We start from the raw sequence: 16,162 nt of genomic DNA, 5'->3' as shown, positions 1-16,162 counted from the left end.
TGCGTAACTATGGCATGACGGCGTCGATGAGTCGCAAGGGCAACTGCTGGGACAATGCGCCGATGGAGAGTTTTTTCAACAGCCTGAAAAACGAGCGCGTGTTCCACCGGCGCTACGCGACCCGGTCGGCAGCCAAGGCAGATCTCTTTGATTACATCGAGGTGTTTTACAATCGCAAGCGCCGGCATTCGTCGCTGAATTACGAATCACCGGCAACCCATTACGCAGCCTGGCTGGAGCGAGAAAAGCTGGCCGCATAACCGCTACCTTGGTAGCCGGAAAGCGCGGGTAACCTCACTCTGTGGTTCCTGATGACTTTGAGTGTGCTGACATTATCTTCTTTTGTGCCATCTACCCTGAGATGACTAATCCAATACTTAAAGCACGTTTGGCCGATTTGGTTTGGATTAGAGCGGATAAACGTAATGTCACCGCAGCACTGGCGGCAATGGATTCCTATCGCCAAATTCCGCTCGACAAAGAAACATGGATTCGCTACGGTCGCGAATGTTGGGAGCGTGCAATTGAGCTAGCTAAGTGGCTCAAAAGAACAGCCAAGCCTGCGTTGGATGAGATGGAAATTAAAATTTTTTCTGCATTTCAGAAATCGACGATGGATGATGGTTTTTTTGCCTTCTGGCTAGGCGAGCTGATGTTGGTTAATCGGCTCTGCACAGACAAGCGCGAGGTGATCGCAGAAAGGCTTGCTTTTTTGGGGGACGAATTTCGTAATTGTGGAGATATTCATCGGGCACGATCATTTTTCAAACTAGCCACAGAGTATTTTGAGAGATTAAATGATATTCAGGCTGCTGCCTGCATGCGGGTGAGCGAAGCGGAATCTTGGGTGTCGGAAGCTGTTGGCTTTACTGCAATGAATTTTTCCAGCATCGCTGCTGTTGGGTGCTATGAAAAGGCGATTCAGGTCTACAGATCGGTGCCACGTACGGAGAGGGGGGTATTTCGGGTCGAGGATAGAATAAAAGAGATTCGGACGTTCCTTGCCGATGCGGGTAATAATGCTCTGGGAGAAATGGTCACGATCCGGACACCGGTGCAGGATGTTAGTGGGCTTGCTGAAGCCGCTCGCCAAGCTGTTAGCGGAAAAGATCCAATCAATGCTCTAAAAGTATTTGCGAATCTTATTCCAGCTCCAACCATGAAGGAGCGTAGGGAGCAAGCAAAAAAGCACTTTAGAGACTTCCCTATGCAGGCTTTGTTTGGCTGTACTTTGATGAGTCGGGATGGTCGTGTGATTGCGAAGAGACCTTCTGTGGATTTTCTGGCAGAGCTTAGTGATAACGACGAAAGTGTTCGGGCCAGAATGATCGAAGACTACAAGTTTTGGATCAATTTAGTGGTTAGGGCAGAGATTATGCCAGCCCTATGGACACTTATTCCGGAGCATCGGCTTCGGGAGACGGACTTCATGAGCCTTGCTGCAGAATCTCCGGTTGTCCCGATTGGACGGGCCCGACTTGTTGGGAAGGCCTTATATGCTGGCTATGAGCTGAATTTCGATATCGCACTACACCTTCTCATTCCACAGATAGAGCATATAGTGCGTGAATGTTTGAAGGGGGCAGGCACCAGTGTTACGACATTGGATCTTAATGGCATAGAAACTGTAGTGGGGTTTAGTACGCTGATGGATCGGCCCGAGGCGGACAAAATTTTTGGCGAGGATTTTGCCTTTGAGTTGCGAGCGCTTTTCTGTGACGCATATGGGCCAAATCTTCGCAACGAACTTGCCCATGGCCTATTGGATGATAGCGACAGCCAATCTGTCTACGCAATTTACGCATGGTGGCTTGGATTAAAGCTGATACTTAATACATACCTCAAGCGCCTAGAGAACGAGAATCAAATTTCTGATTCTTTGGCTGGTGAAGATGGTAGTGGGGAGGCAACTTCAGAAATGTGCTAACTGGATATAATCGCAATGGAGAGTCAGGTCGTAAGTTGCTACTTGAATCGGTATGTTGATTGAGGGGCGCTTTGGTCAAAACAGCGACCCACTACATGTTTTTCAGTAATTCCCCAACCCCTCCAAATACCCCGCAAATGCATCCAGCGTGCCGTTCCAGCTGCTCTCGAAGCCTGCCGCGCGGGCGGCTTCGCGCAGCGACTCGGAATTGAAGCTCGCCCTGATCGTCAGCCGCGTCTTGCCCGCTTGATCGGCGAAGATGACGGTGACGCGGCCGCGCGGGGGGAGGCCGGCGCCGCAGGGGTGGTCGTCCGCGCCGGTGCCAAGGTAGACGAGGCGCTCGGGCGGGGTGATTTCCAGGTATTCGCCGTCGCAGGGGTAGTCGCGGCCGTCCGGGCTGCGCATGGTGAGGTGAAAGCGCCCGCCGACGCGCAGGTCGATTTCGCAGGCGGTGTTGGTGAAGCCCGGCGGCAGCCACCAGCGCGCGAGGTGGGCGGGCTCGGTGAAGGTGCGGAACACCAGCTCGCGCGGGGCGTTCAGCACGCGGGTGATCAGGATGTCGGTATCGGTGGCCGGCAGGTCGGCGGTGATGGGCATGGTCGGCTCGCTGCGCGCGTCGGGCGGGGCGCCCGGTGCAATGAATGTTAACCGATCTGTCGTGATGCTTTCGAGTGTATGGCGTGGTGTGTTGTGATGGCGCAAAGCGGCGGTGGCGCTGGTCGCCGCTGCGCCGCAGACGCTAAAAGCGGGCTCCCGCCTGCGCGGGAACGACAGTTTTTCTCGGCTTGTGGCCGTTGCCAATCAGCGCAACTACGCCTTCGGCTGCTCGTAATTCACCATCCACGGGATGCCGAACTTGTCCACGCACATGCCGAACACCGCGCCCCAGAACATCGGCTGGTAGGGCATCTGCACCTCGCCGCCGGCGGAGAGCGCGTCGAACAGCCGGCGGCCTTCTTCCTCGCTGTCCGGGTGCAGCGACAGGCTGATGTGGTTGCCCTGTGTGGCCGACGGACACATCGGCGGGATGGCGTCGCTGGCCATCAGCGTGTTACCGCCGATGGGCAGCGCCACGTGCAGGATCTTGTCGGCGATTTCGGCCGGCAGCGGCTGGCCGTCCTCGCGCGGCGGGCCGTCCTTGTAGCGCATCAGCGTGGTGAATTCACCGCCGAAAATGCCCTTGTAGAAGGTGAAGGCTTCCTCGGCGGTGCCGGGGAAGTTGAGGTAGCTGTTCATGACGGTCATCGTGGTTCTCCGGTGGTGGTTTGTTTGGGATCGTTTTCGTCGTAGGAGCGAGCTTGCTCGCGACCAGCAATGCTTCGCGAGCAAGCTCGCTCCCACACCAGCTCAAACTTCTGGGGGCCGGATTGAGAATGGCCAGAGCTGGGCGCGGCGGGCATCGGTCGGGCGCGTGCTGCGGCAAGGGGGATCAAATCACATTCAGATGTCGCGGCCGTTGTAGTGGTGGACGGGAACGGCGTCGATGTCAAAGCCTTCCAGGCAGCGGATGTTCACCGCCACCACCGCATTGCCCTGCGGATCGACGCCCTCGCCAAAGGGGTGGATGCCGCAGGTGGGGCAGAAGCGGTGGCGGATCACGTGCTTGTTGAAGGTGTAGGTGGCCAGGCGCTCGTCCGGTGTCCGCAGCGTGAACTTGTCGCGCGGGACGAACCACAGCAGCGAGCCCTTGCGCTGGCAGATCGAGCAGTTGCAGGCCAGCGCCGAATCCGGCGTTCCCTCGACTTCAAAAACGGTGCCGCCGCAATGGCAGCTTCCCTGGATGCTCATGGTTGTTCTCCTGTCGCCGTGGCTAAAAAACCGTAGGAGCGAGCTTGCTCGCGATCGGCAAGGCTTCGCGAGCAAGCTCGCTCCTACAATGTTCAAGGGCTCAGTGGCTGGCGGCCTGTTCGGCCATTCTGGCCACGAGGCGCTCTTCCTGCTCGCGCAGCTCGGGGGTGAATTCGGCGCCGAAGTCTTCCATTTCGAACAGCGGGCGGATTTCGACTTCCGGCTCGCCGGCCATCGGTTTCGGGCAGCGGCGCAGCCAGGCGATGGCCTCGTCCATCGACTCGACCTGCCACAGCCAGTAGCCGGCGATCAGGCCGTCGTCGATCGCGAAGGGGCCGTTGACGACCTCGGTGCCGGAATCGGTGAAGCGCACGCGCGCGCCGCGCGAGCTCGGGTGCAGGCCGTCGCCGGCGCGCATGATGCCGGCGTTGACCAGCTCTTCGTTGTACTTGCCCATGGCGGCCAGCAGCGCTTCGTCGGGCATGACGCCGGCTTCGCTGTTGCGGTCGGCCTTGATGATGACCATGACTCTCATGATGTTCTCCTGTGGTGGGTACGGCGAAAATCGGTCTTGTTCATGCGACGGCATTCAGCCTTGCGGCTTGCCGCCATCCTGCGCCTGCAGCTCGCGCAGGTAGTCGTCGAGCTGGTCCAGCCGCTGTTCCCAGTGCCGCCGGTATTGCTCGATCCAGCCGGCCGCGTTCTGCAGCGGCTCGGCTTCGAGCTTGCACGGCCGCCATTGCGCCTGCCGGCCCTGCGAAACCAGGCCCGCGCGCTGCAGCACCTTCAGGTGCTTGGTCACCGCCGGCAGGCTGATGGCAAACGGCTGCGCCAGCTCGGTCACCGACGCCTCGCCCAGCGCCAGCCGCGCGAGGATGGCGCGGCGGGTGGGGTCGGCAAGGGCGGCGAAGGTGGCGCTGAGGGCATCGCTGGGCATGGCGGCTTGTATATTTAACTATGTGGTTAAATAAATAGCCCGGCGCGTTTTGTCTGTCAAGAAACTTTCTTCATCTGGCGCAAAAAAAGTCCGGACGGCCTGGAGTGGGGCGCATCCCGTCGTCTTGCGGCGTCCTGGTTGGACGGCAGCTCAGTACTTCTTCATACCGGCGTTCCGTAGGGAATCCCCGTGGGACGCGGGAATGACGAATCCTGATTGGAAAGCTGTCTCAGCAAGCATTCACCAACAGCCCGTCATGCCGGCGAAGGCCGGCATCCAGACTGCAAACGTGTCCTTAACCCTTCTGGATTCCGGCCTTCGCCGAAATGACGGCAAGAACGCTGAAGAGTCTTGCCAATCAGGTGACGAATTGTTCCTTGCTGAGCTTGCCACCCAATCAGCTGCGGCATTGCCGGTACCCGTGGTCGGCATCATGCAGTCAGGCCGGTTTGTTATGGCGGCAATGGGTATGTTGTTGCAGACAAATAGGCTGTTTGGTTGTGGCTTTATACGCAATTGGGTATCAGACTATGCAGCGAGGTGGGACAAGGTGATGCCTGGCTGTACGCCGCTGCGATGGACCTTTATCATCGCCAGTACGCCCGGCGGCAGTGCCGGGTTTGCCCTGTCCTGATTAGATAGCTACCTCAGCAAAGTACAATTCGTCATTCCCGCGAAAGCGGGAATCCAGCTGCAATGCCTGTTCAAGCGGCGCTCTGGATACCGGCTTTCGCCGGTATGACGAGTTGCCGAGCTGGCTACCTAATCAGGTGTCCTGTTGCCGAGACCCCGCATGAGCCTGACCGCCCCCGATCGCCGCCTTACCGCCAGCCTGAAATGGGACAAATACCGTGATCGCGACATCCTGCCGCTGTGGGTGGCGGACATGGATTTTGCCGCACCGCCGGCCGTGCTGGCGGCGCTGCACGAACGCATCGCCCACGGCGTGCTCGGTTATGGCAACCCGCCCGAGTCGCTGCCGGCGGCCTTTATCGACTATGCCGCGCGGCATTATGGCTGGCAGATCGACCCTGACTGGCTGGTGTGGCTGCCGGGGCTGGTGCAGGGCCTGAATCTGGCATGCCGCGCCGTGGGCGAGCCGGGCGATGCGGTGCTGACCGCCACGCCGGTCTATCCACCTTTCCTGCGCGCGCCGGGTCTGGCGGGGCGCACGCTGATTACCGTGCCGCTCGCTGAGCAGGGCGGGCGCTGGGGCTGGGATCTGGCCGCGCTGGAAGCCGCGATAAGCCCGCAGACGCGCCTGCTGCTGCTGTGCCATCCACATAATCCCGTCGGCCGCGCCTGGACGCGGACTGAGCTCGACGCGCTGCTGGCCATTGCCAAGCGCCACCAGCTGGTCGTGTGCTCGGACGAAATCCACTGCGATCTGCTGCTCGACGAGGGGCTGCGGCATCAGGCCTTTGCGGGGCTGGACGCCGACTTTGCCAGCCAGACGATCAGCCTCTTTGCACCGTCGAAAACCTGGAACCTGCCCGGCCTGGGCTGCGCGCTGGCGGTGATTCCCGACGCCGGCCTGCGGCGCCGCTTTATGCGCGAAATGGCCGGGCTGGTGCCGGCGGTCAATGTGCTGGGCTATGTCGCCGCCGAAGCCGCCTATCGTGACGACGGCCAGTGGCATGCCGAACTGCTCGCCACCTTGCGCCACAACCGCGCACTGCTGATCCGGGCCTTCGCCGGCAGCCGACTCGGGCTGACCGTGCCAGAGGCCACCTACCTTGCCTGGATCGACGCGCGCAGCATCGACGCGCAAAACCCGCTGCCCGTCTTCGAGGCCGCCGGGCTGGGGCTCTCCGACGGCCGCGATTTTGGCCTGCCGGGCTATCTGCGCCTCAACTTTGGTTGCCCCGCCAGCACCATCGAAACCGCCATTCAGCGCCTGCAAGCCGCCGGGCTTTTGTAAAAAGCGCGTCCGGACGTTTGCCAAAGCCGCCCGGCCTGTGTATAGTTCGCGCCTCGTTCCGGAGAGATGGATGAGTGGTTTAAGTCGCACGCCTGGAAAGCGTGTATAGGTTAATAGCCTATCGGGGGTTCGAATCCCCCTCTCTCCGCCAGAATTTCCCATTAAAGCCCTGATTTTTCAGGGCTTTTTTGTTTTCTTCACTTCATGGTATGCCATTCGGTATGCCATTCCCGATGCGCTTGATTGACACTTCTGGACATCAACTGAAGCAACATTCGAGCGTTCGAAGCAGGTTCTTGCTCTGATTGGGGGCGTCACAGAAAACGGAAAAAAACGTACGCTAAGCTCAGGCGTCAGCAACGCCACCAGCGCCGGTGGTATGGCAGGAGCAATCCGCTAGCCCTTGGAGAATGCCGCACGACGTGACGGGGCGTGCTCCAGCGCATTTCTCACGCAAGACGGCCAAGTGCTGCTTTAACTGCAACAACGCCTCGATCCGTGCTTCCACCTGCTGGATATGCGTATCCAGCAGCGCATTGACTTCACTACAGTCTTGCGCGGAGTTGTCCCGCAGCCCCAGCAAGGCCCGAATCTCGCCAAGCGCCATGTCCAGCGTGCGGCAGTGCCGAATGAACTGCAATTGCTTGATGTGCGCCTCGCCGTACAGCCGGTAATTTCCGCTGCTGCGAGCTGGCTCCGACAGCAGCCCTTCCTTCTCGTAGTAGCGGATGGTCACGACCTCGCAGCCTGTGAGCCGGGCCAGTTCGCCAATCCTGATTTCCACGTCATCCCCTCCTGCGCTTGACCCTATAGTCGCTATAGGGATTCTAATACACCCTAACCGATGGCAACAGCGAGGAATTTGATATGAACGATTGCGGATCAAAGGGGTGCGGCTGCGGCTCTGCTGCGTCTGGCCCTCTTCTCAAGTCCGAAGCGCGGGCCAGCACCTTGGTCGAGGCTGCGCAAGCTCACTACCTCATCGAGAACATGGACTGCCCCACAGAAGAAGCGCTGATTCGGGGCAAGCTGGGCGGCTTGCCCGGTGTCGTCGGACTGGACTTCAACCTGATGCAGCGCACGTTGACCGTGCGGCACAACCTGCCGTCGCTGGCCCCTGTGGAGCAAGCCTTGTCGGACGTCGGCATGCGGGCGGTGCGCCAGGAAGACGGCCATGCGACGCAAACCACCCGCCTCGGCATAGCCAAGATGGACTGCCCGACCGAAGAGGCTCTGATTCGCAACAAGCTCGCCACGCTAGCCGGTGTAGCCGATCTCGATTTCAACCTGATGCAGCGCACATTGACGGTGCGTCATGCCGCCAACGCGTTGCCGAACGTGCTGGGCGCACTGCATTCGCTCGGCTTCGAAGCGCAAATGCTCGATGCACAGAAGGCCGGCACGCCCCCGACGCTGTCCGCTACTCCTTCGACGCCATGGTGGTCACTCGGCATTTCGCTGACTGCCGCGGCGGCTGCCGAGGCTGTGTACTGGTTCCACGGTGGCAATCATTGGTCGGTCATGGTTCTGGCTTTGGTTGCCATCTTCACGGGCGGTTTGACCACCTACAAGAAGGGCTGGATAGCGCTCAGGAACCGCAACCTCAACATGAACGCCCTGATGTCGATTGCCGTCACCGGGGCCATGTTGATCGGCCACTGGCCGGAGGCGGCGATGGTGATGGTGTTGTTCACGCTGGCGGAGGTCATCGAAGCCAAGTCGCTGGACCGTGCCCGCCATGCCATCCGGGGGCTGCTCGATCTGGCCCCCGAACAAGCCACGGTGCAGCAGCCTGACGGCACTTGGCGCGATGTGGAAGCCAAGCAGGTCGCCATCGGCAGCCGGGTGCGGGTGCGGCCGGGCGAGCGCATCGCCCTCGATGGCGAGGTGATCGATGGCCGCTCGACCGTGAATCAGGCGCCGATCACCGGGGAGAGCCTTCCCATCGAGAAGGCCCCCGGCGATCCCGTCTATGCAGGCACCATCAATGAGTCCGGCTCGTTCGAGTACCGCGTCACGGCGCTGGCGAACAACTCCACGTTGGCACGCATCATCCACGCGGTGGAAGCGGCGCAAGGCAGCCGTGCCCCGACCCAGCGCTTCGTCGATCAGTTCGCGCGCTGGTATACGCCTGCCGTGTTCGCGCTGGCGGTTGCCGTTGCGCTGGTACCGCCGCTGTTTATGGCGGCGGCTTGGATGGATTGGATTTATCGGGCGCTCGTCCTGCTGGTGGTGGCCTGCCCGTGCGCGTTAGTCATTTCGACGCCGGTCAGCATCGTCAGCGGGCTGGCTGCCGCTGCACGCCACGGCATTCTCATCAAGGGCGGGGTGTATCTGGAGGAAGGTCGCAGGCTGCGCTGGCTGGCCTTGGACAAGACAGGCACGATCACCCATGGCAAGCCCGCGCAGACCGACTTCATTGCCTTGGGCGGCGCCTTGGCCGAGCGCAGCCGCAGCATCGCAGCCAGCCTGGCTAGCCGTTCCGACCATCCAGTATCCAAGGCCATCGCACAAGCCGCCCTTGCCGACGGCGTGGTGCTGCGAGAGGTCGCGGAGTTTGTCGCGCTGCCTGGCCGGGGCGTACGCGGTGTAATCGACGGGGCGACCTATCACCTTGGCAACCATCGGATGCTCGAAGAATTGGGGTGCTGCTCCACGGAGCTAGAACAACGCATCACCGCGCTCGAAACCATGGGCAAGACGGTGGTGATGCTGATGGGGGCTGACGGTGTGCAGGCGCTCTTGGCGGTTGCCGACACCATCAAGGACAGCAGTCGCAGCGCGGTGGCGGAGCTGCACGCACTGGGTATCCAGACCATGATGCTCACCGGCGACAATCCGCATACCGCCAAGGCGATTGCCTCGCAGGCCGGAATAGATCGCGCCCACGGCAACCTGCTGCCGGACGACAAGCTGCGCGAGGTCGAACAACTTGCCCAGTCCGGTAAGGTCGGCATGGTGGGAGATGGCATCAACGATGCCCCAGCCCTGGCCCGCGCCGACATTGGCTTTGCCATGGGTGCAGCGGGCACCGACACGGCCATCGAGACGGCCGACGTGGCGCTGATGGACGATGACCTGCGCAAGGTTCCAACCTTCGTGCGGCTGTCTCGTGCCACAGCGCACGTGCTCATGCAGAACATCGTGCTCGCGCTCGGCATCAAGGCGGTGTTTCTGGTGCTCACCTTCACCGGGCAGGCGACCATGTGGATGGCCGTGTTCGCCGACATGGGGGCCAGCCTGCTGGTGGTGGGCAACGGCTTGAGGCTGCTGCGCCGATGAGCTGGAAATTCGTTCTCTATGACTGGGCCGGTCTGAATCTCGCGCTGTTTCAAGCCATCAATACGGGCACGCCGCCGATGCTCGAACCGCTGGCGACGTTCTTCAGCCTGATTGGCAGCTACTGGACAACGCCCCTGACGTTGTTGGGCCTTTGGGGGTGGTCGAAGTCAACCGCCGATCCGGCGCGTGTGCGGGCGGTGCAGACCCGTTTACTGCACTTCGGTGTGGCCTTCCTGCTCGCCTTGGTGGCTGCCTCGATCTTGAAGCTATGGCTTGATTTCCCCCGCCCGCCTGCGGTGCTGGGGGCTCAAGCGCATGTCATCGGAACCGCGGAGCTGCACTACAGCCTGCCCAGCGGGCATGCGACCTACGCCGCACTGGTCGCCGCTGCGCTGTGGCCTTTGCTCGGATGGCGGGGCCGCCTTGGCCTGATCGGGTATGCAGCGCTCGTCGGCTGGTCGCGCGTGGCGGCTGGCATGCACTTTCCAGCCGACGTGCTGGCCGGATGGGGGCTTGGTTTCGGCTGTGTCGTGCTCGCCGAACGGCTGGTCTCCATGTTCGCTGCGGCGCGCGGCAAGGGGCCGCTTGCTCCGGTCTGGCTGTGGTATGGGGTGGCTGTGGTATCCATTGCCGTCGATCAGGCCGCCAAGTTAGCCATCGTCCGAACGTTCGGCTATGGCGAGCAGGCCGAGATCACCCCGTTCTTCAACCTTGTGCATGTGCTCAATCCGGGCGCTGCGTTCAGCTTTCTGGCCGCAGCGGGCGGCTGGCAACGCTACGTCTTCATCGCGCTTGGCCTGCTGGTCGCGATGTGGCTGATGCGGGAACTGAAGCAGGCCCTGCCGCGCCTCCAAGCGCTCGGGTACAGCCTGATCCTTGGCGGGGCGCTCGGCAACGTAGCGGATCGTGTGCTACGAGGTCAGGTCGTGGACTTCCTCGATGTCCACTGGCATGGCACGCACTGGCCCGCGTTCAATCTGGCGGACGTTGGCATCTCGATCGGCGCGGCGTGCCTCGTCCTTGCGGCGATACGTCTGCAAGAACGAAGCTGTAAGAGCACATCGTCAAGTTAAGCTATACCCTAACCGGATGTCAGGATAACCCATGCACAGGCGTCAGAATAGAGCCGCGTTTGCAATTTCTTGACGGGTGCCGCGCAAGGCCATAGATTTCTGCCTGACACTTTAGGCTTGGAGGCATCTTGCAGGGGCATCGCATCGGTTACGTCCGCGTCAGCAGCTTCGACCAAAACCCGGAACGGCAACTGGAACACATCCAGGTGGACAAGGTGTTCACCGACAAGGCGTCGGGCAAGGACACGCAGCGCCCGCATCTCGACGCGCTGCTCGGGTTCGTGCGCGAAGGCGACACGGTGGTGGTGCACAGCATGGATCGCCTGGCGCGCAACCTCGATGACCTGCGCCGCCTGGTGCAGGGTCTCACCCAGCGCGGCGTGCGCATCGAATTCGTCAAGGAGCACCTGACCTTCACCGGCGAGGACTCGCCGATGGCGAACCTGATGCTCTCGGTGATGGGCGCGTTCGCCGAGTTCGAGCGTGCCCTGATCCGCGAACGGCAGCGCGAGGGCATCTCGCTCGCCAAGCAACGCGGAGCCTACCGGGGCCGCAAGAAGGCGCTCGCGCCGGAGCGGGTGGCCGACCTGCGGCGTCGCGCCGCTGCCGGCGAGAAGAAGGCGCAGCTCGCCCGCGAATTCGGCATCAGTCGCGAAACCCTTTACCAGTACCTGAAAACGGACGACTGACCATGCCGCGCCGCTCGATCCTGTCCGCCACCGAGCGGGCCAGCCTGCTCGCCCTGCCCGAGAGCCAGGACGACCTGATTCGCTTCTACTCCTTCGACGAATCCGACCTGGCGCTAATCCGGCAGCGCCGGGGCGACGCCAACCGGATCGGCTTCGCCGTGCAGCTCGCCTTGTTGCGCTATCCGGGGTACGCGCTGGGAAGCGACATGCAGTTGCCGGGGTCGATCATCGAATGGATCGCTCGGCAGGTGCGGGCCGAGCCGAGCACCTGGGCAAGGTATGGCGAGCGCGACGAGACGCGGCGCGAACACCTCCAGGAGCTGCGCGCCTACCTCAGACTGGCGGCTTTCGGCCTGTCCGACTTCCGCATTCTGGTGCGGACGCTGAGCGACCTCGCAATGCAGACCGACAAGGGGCTGCTGCTCGCGGAGCACGCACTGGAGACGCTGCGCCAGCGGCGGGTCATCCTACCGGCGCTGACCGTCGTCGAGCGCGCCTGCGCCGAGGCCATCACCCGCGCCAACCGGCGCATCTACCGGGCCTTGATCGAACCGCTGCACGACCATCACCGCCGCCGCCTCGACGACCTGTTGCGGGTGAAGCCCGACAGCAGCCTCACCTGGCTGATGTGGCTGCGGCAATCGCCGCTCAAGCCCAACTCGCGGCACATGCTGGAGCACATTGAGCGCCTCAAGACCTTCCAGGCGCTGGGCCTGCCGGAAGGCATCGGCCGCAGCGTCCACCAGAACCGCCTGCTGAAGATCGCACGCGAGGGCGCGCAGATGTCGCCGGCCGACCTGGCCAAGTTCGAGAGCGAACGGCGCTATGCCACCCTGGTCGCCGTCGTGCTCGAAGGGATGGCGACCGTCACCGACGAGATCATCGACCTGCACGACCGCATCCTGGTCAAACTGTTCAGCACGGCGAAGAACAAGCATCAGCAGCAGTTCCAGAGCCAGGGCAAGGCGATCAACGACAAGGTGCGGCTGTACTCCCGGATCGGCCGCGCCCTGCTGGAGGCCAAGCAGGCCGGCACCGATCCTTATGCCGCCATCGAGGCAGTCATCCCCTGGGGCGACTTCGAGCGCAGCATCAGCGAGGCTGACCAGCTCGCGCAGCCCGAATCATTCGATCACCTGCACCTGGTCAGCGAGCAATTCAGCACCCTGCGCCGCTACACGCCGGAATTCCTCGACGTGCTCAAGCTGCGCGCCGCGCCGGCCGCCAAGGACGTGCTCGACGCCATCGAAGTGGTGCGCGGGATGAACACGGACAGCGCCCGCAAAGTTCCGGCGGACGCGCCGACTGCCTTCATCAAACCGCGCTGGAAGCCGCTGGTCATGACCGACGCCGGCATCGACCGCCGCTTCTACGAAATCTGCGCCCTGGCGGAGCTGAAGAACGCGCTGCGCTCGGGCGACATCTGGATGCAGGGTTCGCGCCAGTTCAGGGACTTCGACGAGTACCTGTTGCCCGCCGACAAATTCGGCGCACTCAAGCAGGTGAACGAATTGCCGCTGGCCGTGGCCACCGATTGCGACCAGTACCTACATGACCGGCTGACGCTGCTGGAGCAGCAGCTCGCCACGGTCAACCGCTTGGCGTTAGCCAACGAGCTGCCCGACGCGATCATCACCGAGTCCGGGTTGAAGATCACGCCGCTCGATGCGGCGGTGCCCGATACCGCACAGGCCCTGATCGACCAGACCGGCATGCTGTTGCCGCGCGTCAAGATCACCGAGCTGCTGATGGACGTGGACGACTGGACCGGCTTCACCCGCCATTTCGTCCACCTGAAGGACGGCGAATCGGCGAAGGACAAGACGCTGCTGCTTTCCGCCATCCTGGCCGATGCGATCAACCTGGGCCTCACCAAGATGGCCGAGTCTTGCCCCGGCACCACCTACGCCAAGCTGTCGTGGCTGCAAGCCTGGCATGTGCGCGACGAGACCTATTCCGCCGCGCTGGCCGAGCTGGTCAACGCTCAGTTTCGCCATGCCTTTGCCGAGCACTGGGGCGACGGCACTACCTCGTCGTCGGATGGCCAGCGCTTCAAGGCCGGTGGCAGGGCCGAGAGCACCGGTCACGTCAATCCGAAGTATGGCAGCGAACCGGGGCGGCTCTTCTATACCCACATCTCCGATCGGTACGCGCCGTTCCACACCAAGGTGGTGAACGTTGGCGTGCGCGACTCGACCTACGTGCTCGACGGCCTGCTGTACCACGAATCCGACCTGCGCATCGAGGAACACTACACCGACACGGCCGGCTTCACCGACCACGTGTTCGCGCTGATGCACCTGCTCGGCTTCCGCTTCGCACCACGTATCCGCGATCTCAAAGACACCAAGCTCTACATCGTGAAGAACGGCGAGGACTACCCGGCGCTGCGCACGATGATCGGCGGCACGCTCAACATCAAGCACGTGCGCGCCCATTGGGACGAAATCCTGCGCCTCGCCGCCTCGATCAAGCAGGGCACGGTGACGGCCTCGCTGATGCTCAGGAAGCTCGGCAGCTACCCACGCCAGAACGGCCTGGCTGTGGCCCTGCGCGAGCTGGGGCGCATCGAGCGCACGCTGTTTATCCTGGACTGGCTGCAAAACGTCGAGCTGCGCCGCCGCGTGCATGCCGGGCTGAACAAGGGCGAGGCGCGCAACGCGCTGGCCCGCGCCGTGTTCTTCAACCGCTTGGGAGAAATCCGCGACCGCAGTTTCGAGCAGCAGCGCTACCGCGCCAGCGGCCTCAACCTGGTGACGGCCGCCATCGTGCTGTGGAACACGGTCTATCTGGAACGGGCGACACAGGCGCTGCGCGCCGCCGGCAACGGGATCGACGAAAAGCTGCTGCAATACCTGTCGCCGTTGGGCTGGGAGCACATCAACCTGACCGGCGATTACGTGTGGCGGCAGAGCCGGAAGGTCGAGGATGGGCAATTCCGGCCGCTACGTCTCAACGGGAAGGCTTAGCGTACGATTTTTTCCGTTTTCTGTGACGCCCCCTGATTGCGTTTTGCGCCCCTGATGAGGGCCTCGCTAGAGCAAGCTGCAGGGCTTCCACACATTCGGCGCGGCGCTAGGCGGCGTCGCCGCCTAGCGCCGCAGTCCCCGCGCCTCTCAGCGCAGTGCTTTTCTGTTCTATTTTTTTCCGGCAGCGCGGGACAACTCGCCCTGCGGGCTCAAACACGTCCCGCGCTGCCGGAAAAGCTGCGTGTCTCTGACGTATTCAAGCGACTTCGATTTAATCAATGCTTGCAGCTGGCTGTACCTGTTGAGGCCGCCATTTCATCATGAGTGGCACAAGATCGGTTGCTTCATTTTTGGTAACAATTTCAACGCGGGCTTTCGCAGTGAGGTGTTCGATTTTTAATGAATTTTCAGACCTCAACGAAAATCAGCCTGAATGTTCAGGCTGATTTTCGTTGAGGTCTCACTTGATCTACTTGGTCAAAATTCATTTGAACTTTCCATCCGGATTATTGGTCTTCTGCGTCTGCTTTGATAAGCAAGCCTGAGAGCGAGACTTTATACAGCGAGCTGCTTGACCGATATGAATGCCTTGTGCTGATTTTCCGTTACTAGCGCGCCCGTAGCGTGATTGTGAGCGCTCGCTCGCATGTCCAAGTGCTCGTGCAATACTTTCTTTATCGACCCGTTGCTTCTTTAAGTCTGAAGCAAAGCAATGTCTTAGTGTGTAAGGTGAGACTCCTCTTATGTTTAAGCGTAAAGCAAGGCGAGTGAATTTATTGCCATACGCTTTAGGTGTCGATCTCAATATGGCTTCTCCCGCACTGTTTGCAAGAAAATCATAAAGAGGATGTGAACTGCTAATGATGATTTCCCGTGCTTCCTGGCCTGATTTTGCCGTTATTTTTGCACCTTTAATGGTTAGCTTGACGCTTTTTGCAATTTGGGGTTCAATCATGATGCCAGCTTTGAGCTCACTTGGTCTACAACCTGTAGCTATTTGCAATGCGATCATTAGCTTCAACTCACCCTCTGCCGCAGCAAGCATCTGCATCTGCCAGTCATCAGGCTGGCCGATCATGGAGTCGCGTTTTGAACGCGCACCACCGCGCTTGATACGCGACTCGCTCTTAATCGGAATGGATTTGATTTGAAGATATAGATTTTTTTGATGAATAATTTCAATTAATGTCATCATGTATTCAATTTTTCTTATTAAATCCTCAATGCATTCCTTGCCTACAGCTTTCCTCTGATTGTCAAGTGTGTTGAGTAAAGCCTTCATTTTCATAATCGCGTAGTATTTTGCGGCAGCAAGGTGGCGATAATAGCTCCTATTACAGTCCTGATCTTGAAGAAGCAAAATCATCTCCCCTTTGTACTTGTCTCTGCACAAATTCACTGTCGCCTGATAAGATTTTTTTGAACTTTCGCTCAGCGATTTCCAGCTTGTCTTTTCATGCTTTTTTACGAGCGCCCTTGCTTGTACTACGCGTTCGTTGATCATGTTGAAGTCGTGCATGATTTTCTCCAGTTTGGCTTCGGCCAACTCGCACTGACGTGCGCCCTGCGGGACGTT

General features: G+C 60.7%; 15 protein-coding genes and 1 tRNA gene. 9 read left to right on the top strand and 7 right to left on the bottom strand.

From position 1 onward, the window contains the following. Together C515_RS0113715 and C515_RS21110 are read left to right on the top strand one after the other, a co-directional pair. Window positions 1-260 (top strand): integrase core domain-containing protein (locus C515_RS0113715; protein WP_144290473.1); only part of this gene is annotated, 260 nt, incomplete at its 5' end. A 41-nt stretch (window positions 261-301) separates the two neighbouring features. Beyond that, the gene (locus C515_RS21110) at window positions 302-1,927 is read left to right on the top strand and encodes a DUF4209 domain-containing protein (protein WP_081686960.1); all 1,626 of its coding nucleotides are present in this window, start codon (window positions 302-304) and stop codon (window positions 1,925-1,927) included. Window positions 1,928-2,029: 102 nt separating this feature from the next. Here C515_RS21110 and C515_RS21105 read toward each other — a convergent pair whose 3' ends face one another. The 5 genes from C515_RS21105 to C515_RS0113685 form a co-directional block, all read right to left on the bottom strand. Continuing rightward, window positions 2,030-2,524 carry an SRPBCC domain-containing protein gene (locus C515_RS21105; protein ID WP_043649607.1) on the bottom strand — a complete coding sequence of 165 codons (495 nt, stop codon included), beginning with the start codon at window positions 2,522-2,524 and terminating at the stop codon, window positions 2,030-2,032. 213 nt (window positions 2,525-2,737) lie between these two features. Further along, the gene (locus C515_RS0113700; protein WP_028456003.1) at window positions 2,738-3,172 is read right to left on the bottom strand and encodes a VOC family protein; all 435 of its coding nucleotides are present in this window, start codon (window positions 3,170-3,172) and stop codon (window positions 2,738-2,740) included. A 195-nt stretch (window positions 3,173-3,367) separates the two neighbouring features. Then, window positions 3,368-3,715, bottom strand: coding sequence for a GFA family protein (locus C515_RS0113695; protein ID WP_028456002.1), 348 nt, complete (start codon window positions 3,713-3,715; stop codon window positions 3,368-3,370). 100 nt (window positions 3,716-3,815) lie between these two features. Then, on the bottom strand, window positions 3,816-4,250 hold the full coding sequence (locus tag C515_RS0113690; protein ID WP_028456001.1) for a YciI family protein: 435 nt from the start codon (window positions 4,248-4,250) through the stop codon (window positions 3,816-3,818). Between the two features lie 54 nt (window positions 4,251-4,304). After that, a complete protein-coding gene (locus C515_RS0113685) occupies window positions 4,305-4,652 on the bottom strand; it encodes an ArsR/SmtB family transcription factor (RefSeq protein WP_028456000.1) in 348 nt (115 codons plus the stop codon). Window positions 4,653-4,854: 202 nt separating this feature from the next. Here C515_RS0113685 and C515_RS0113680 point away from each other — a divergent pair, with 202 nt between their 5' ends. The 3 genes from C515_RS0113680 (at window position 4,855) to C515_RS0113670 (ending at window position 6,724) form a co-directional block, all read left to right on the top strand. After that, window positions 4,855-5,286 carry a hypothetical protein gene (locus C515_RS0113680; protein WP_144290471.1) on the top strand — a complete coding sequence of 144 codons (432 nt, stop codon included), beginning with the start codon at window positions 4,855-4,857 and terminating at the stop codon, window positions 5,284-5,286. A 159-nt stretch (window positions 5,287-5,445) separates the two neighbouring features. Further along, window positions 5,446-6,573 (top strand): MalY/PatB family protein, encoded by a 1,128-nt coding sequence (locus C515_RS0113675; RefSeq protein ID WP_028455998.1) that lies wholly within the window; start codon window positions 5,446-5,448, stop codon window positions 6,571-6,573. Window positions 6,574-6,633: 60 nt separating this feature from the next. Further along, window positions 6,634-6,724 (top strand) — tRNA-Ser (locus C515_RS0113670). A 195-nt stretch (window positions 6,725-6,919) separates the two neighbouring features. Here C515_RS0113670 and cadR read toward each other — a convergent pair. Beyond that, a complete protein-coding gene (cadR, locus tag C515_RS0113665) occupies window positions 6,920-7,357 on the bottom strand; it encodes a Cd(II)/Pb(II)-responsive transcriptional regulator (RefSeq protein ID WP_028455997.1) in 438 nt (145 codons plus the stop codon). Between the two features lie 83 nt (window positions 7,358-7,440). Here cadR and C515_RS0113660 point away from each other — a divergent pair, with 83 nt between their 5' ends. The 4 genes from C515_RS0113660 (at window position 7,441) to C515_RS0113645 (ending at window position 14,586) form a co-directional block, all read left to right on the top strand. Next, window positions 7,441-9,855: a heavy metal translocating P-type ATPase gene (locus C515_RS0113660; RefSeq protein ID WP_028455996.1), complete on the top strand. Its 2,415-nt coding sequence runs from the start codon at window positions 7,441-7,443 to the stop codon at window positions 9,853-9,855. Then, complete coding sequence (gene lspA / locus C515_RS0113655) at window positions 9,852-10,928, top strand: signal peptidase II (RefSeq protein ID WP_028455995.1); 1,077 nt, start codon at window positions 9,852-9,854, stop codon at window positions 10,926-10,928. Before C515_RS0113660 ends, lspA begins: the two co-directional genes overlap by 4 nt. A gap of 128 nt (window positions 10,929-11,056) precedes the next feature. Further along, window positions 11,057-11,617: a recombinase family protein gene (locus C515_RS0113650; protein WP_028455994.1), complete on the top strand. Its 561-nt coding sequence runs from the start codon at window positions 11,057-11,059 to the stop codon at window positions 11,615-11,617. 2 nt (window positions 11,618-11,619) lie between these two features. Then, on the top strand, window positions 11,620-14,586 hold the full coding sequence (locus C515_RS0113645) for a Tn3 family transposase (RefSeq protein ID WP_028455993.1): 2,967 nt from the start codon (window positions 11,620-11,622) through the stop codon (window positions 14,584-14,586). Window positions 14,587-15,070: 484 nt separating this feature from the next. On the opposite strand, the gene C515_RS23155 is transcribed toward C515_RS0113645, so the two are convergent. Continuing rightward, window positions 15,071-16,105 (bottom strand): tyrosine-type recombinase/integrase, encoded by a 1,035-nt coding sequence (locus tag C515_RS23155; protein ID WP_081686959.1) that lies wholly within the window; start codon window positions 16,103-16,105, stop codon window positions 15,071-15,073. Window positions 16,106-16,162 lie beyond the last annotated feature (57 nt).

The sequence above is a fragment of the Chitinilyticum litopenaei DSM 21440 genome, from assembly GCF_000428145.1.
GTDB classification, from domain to species: Bacteria; Pseudomonadota; Gammaproteobacteria; order Burkholderiales; family Chitinibacteraceae; genus Chitinilyticum; species Chitinilyticum litopenaei.
This window is presented reverse-complemented; position numbering and strand designations above follow the sequence as displayed.

Excerpts from the sequence above, each read along its gene's own strand:
- C515_RS21105 (WP_043649607.1), bottom strand. The coding sequence starts at position 2,524 with ATGCCCATCACCGCCGACCTGCCGGCCACCGATACCGACATCCTGATC.
- C515_RS0113700 (WP_028456003.1), bottom strand. The coding sequence starts at position 3,172 with ATGACCGTCATGAACAGCTACCTCAACTTCCCCGGCACCGCCGAGGAA.
- C515_RS0113695 (WP_028456002.1), bottom strand. The coding sequence starts at position 3,715 with ATGAGCATCCAGGGAAGCTGCCATTGCGGCGGCACCGTTTTTGAAGTC.
- C515_RS0113690 (WP_028456001.1), bottom strand. The coding sequence starts at position 4,250 with ATGAGAGTCATGGTCATCATCAAGGCCGACCGCAACAGCGAAGCCGGC.
- C515_RS0113685 (WP_028456000.1), bottom strand. The coding sequence starts at position 4,652 with ATGCCCAGCGATGCCCTCAGCGCCACCTTCGCCGCCCTTGCCGACCCC.
- C515_RS0113680 (WP_144290471.1), top strand. The coding sequence starts at position 4,855 with ATGACGAATCCTGATTGGAAAGCTGTCTCAGCAAGCATTCACCAACAG.
- C515_RS0113675 (WP_028455998.1), top strand. The coding sequence starts at position 5,446 with ATGAGCCTGACCGCCCCCGATCGCCGCCTTACCGCCAGCCTGAAATGG.
- C515_RS0113660 (WP_028455996.1), top strand. The coding sequence starts at position 7,441 with ATGAACGATTGCGGATCAAAGGGGTGCGGCTGCGGCTCTGCTGCGTCT.
- lspA (WP_028455995.1), top strand. The coding sequence starts at position 9,852 with ATGAGCTGGAAATTCGTTCTCTATGACTGGGCCGGTCTGAATCTCGCG.
- C515_RS0113645 (WP_028455993.1), top strand. The coding sequence starts at position 11,620 with ATGCCGCGCCGCTCGATCCTGTCCGCCACCGAGCGGGCCAGCCTGCTC.
- C515_RS23155 (WP_081686959.1), bottom strand. The coding sequence starts at position 16,105 with ATGCACGACTTCAACATGATCAACGAACGCGTAGTACAAGCAAGGGCG.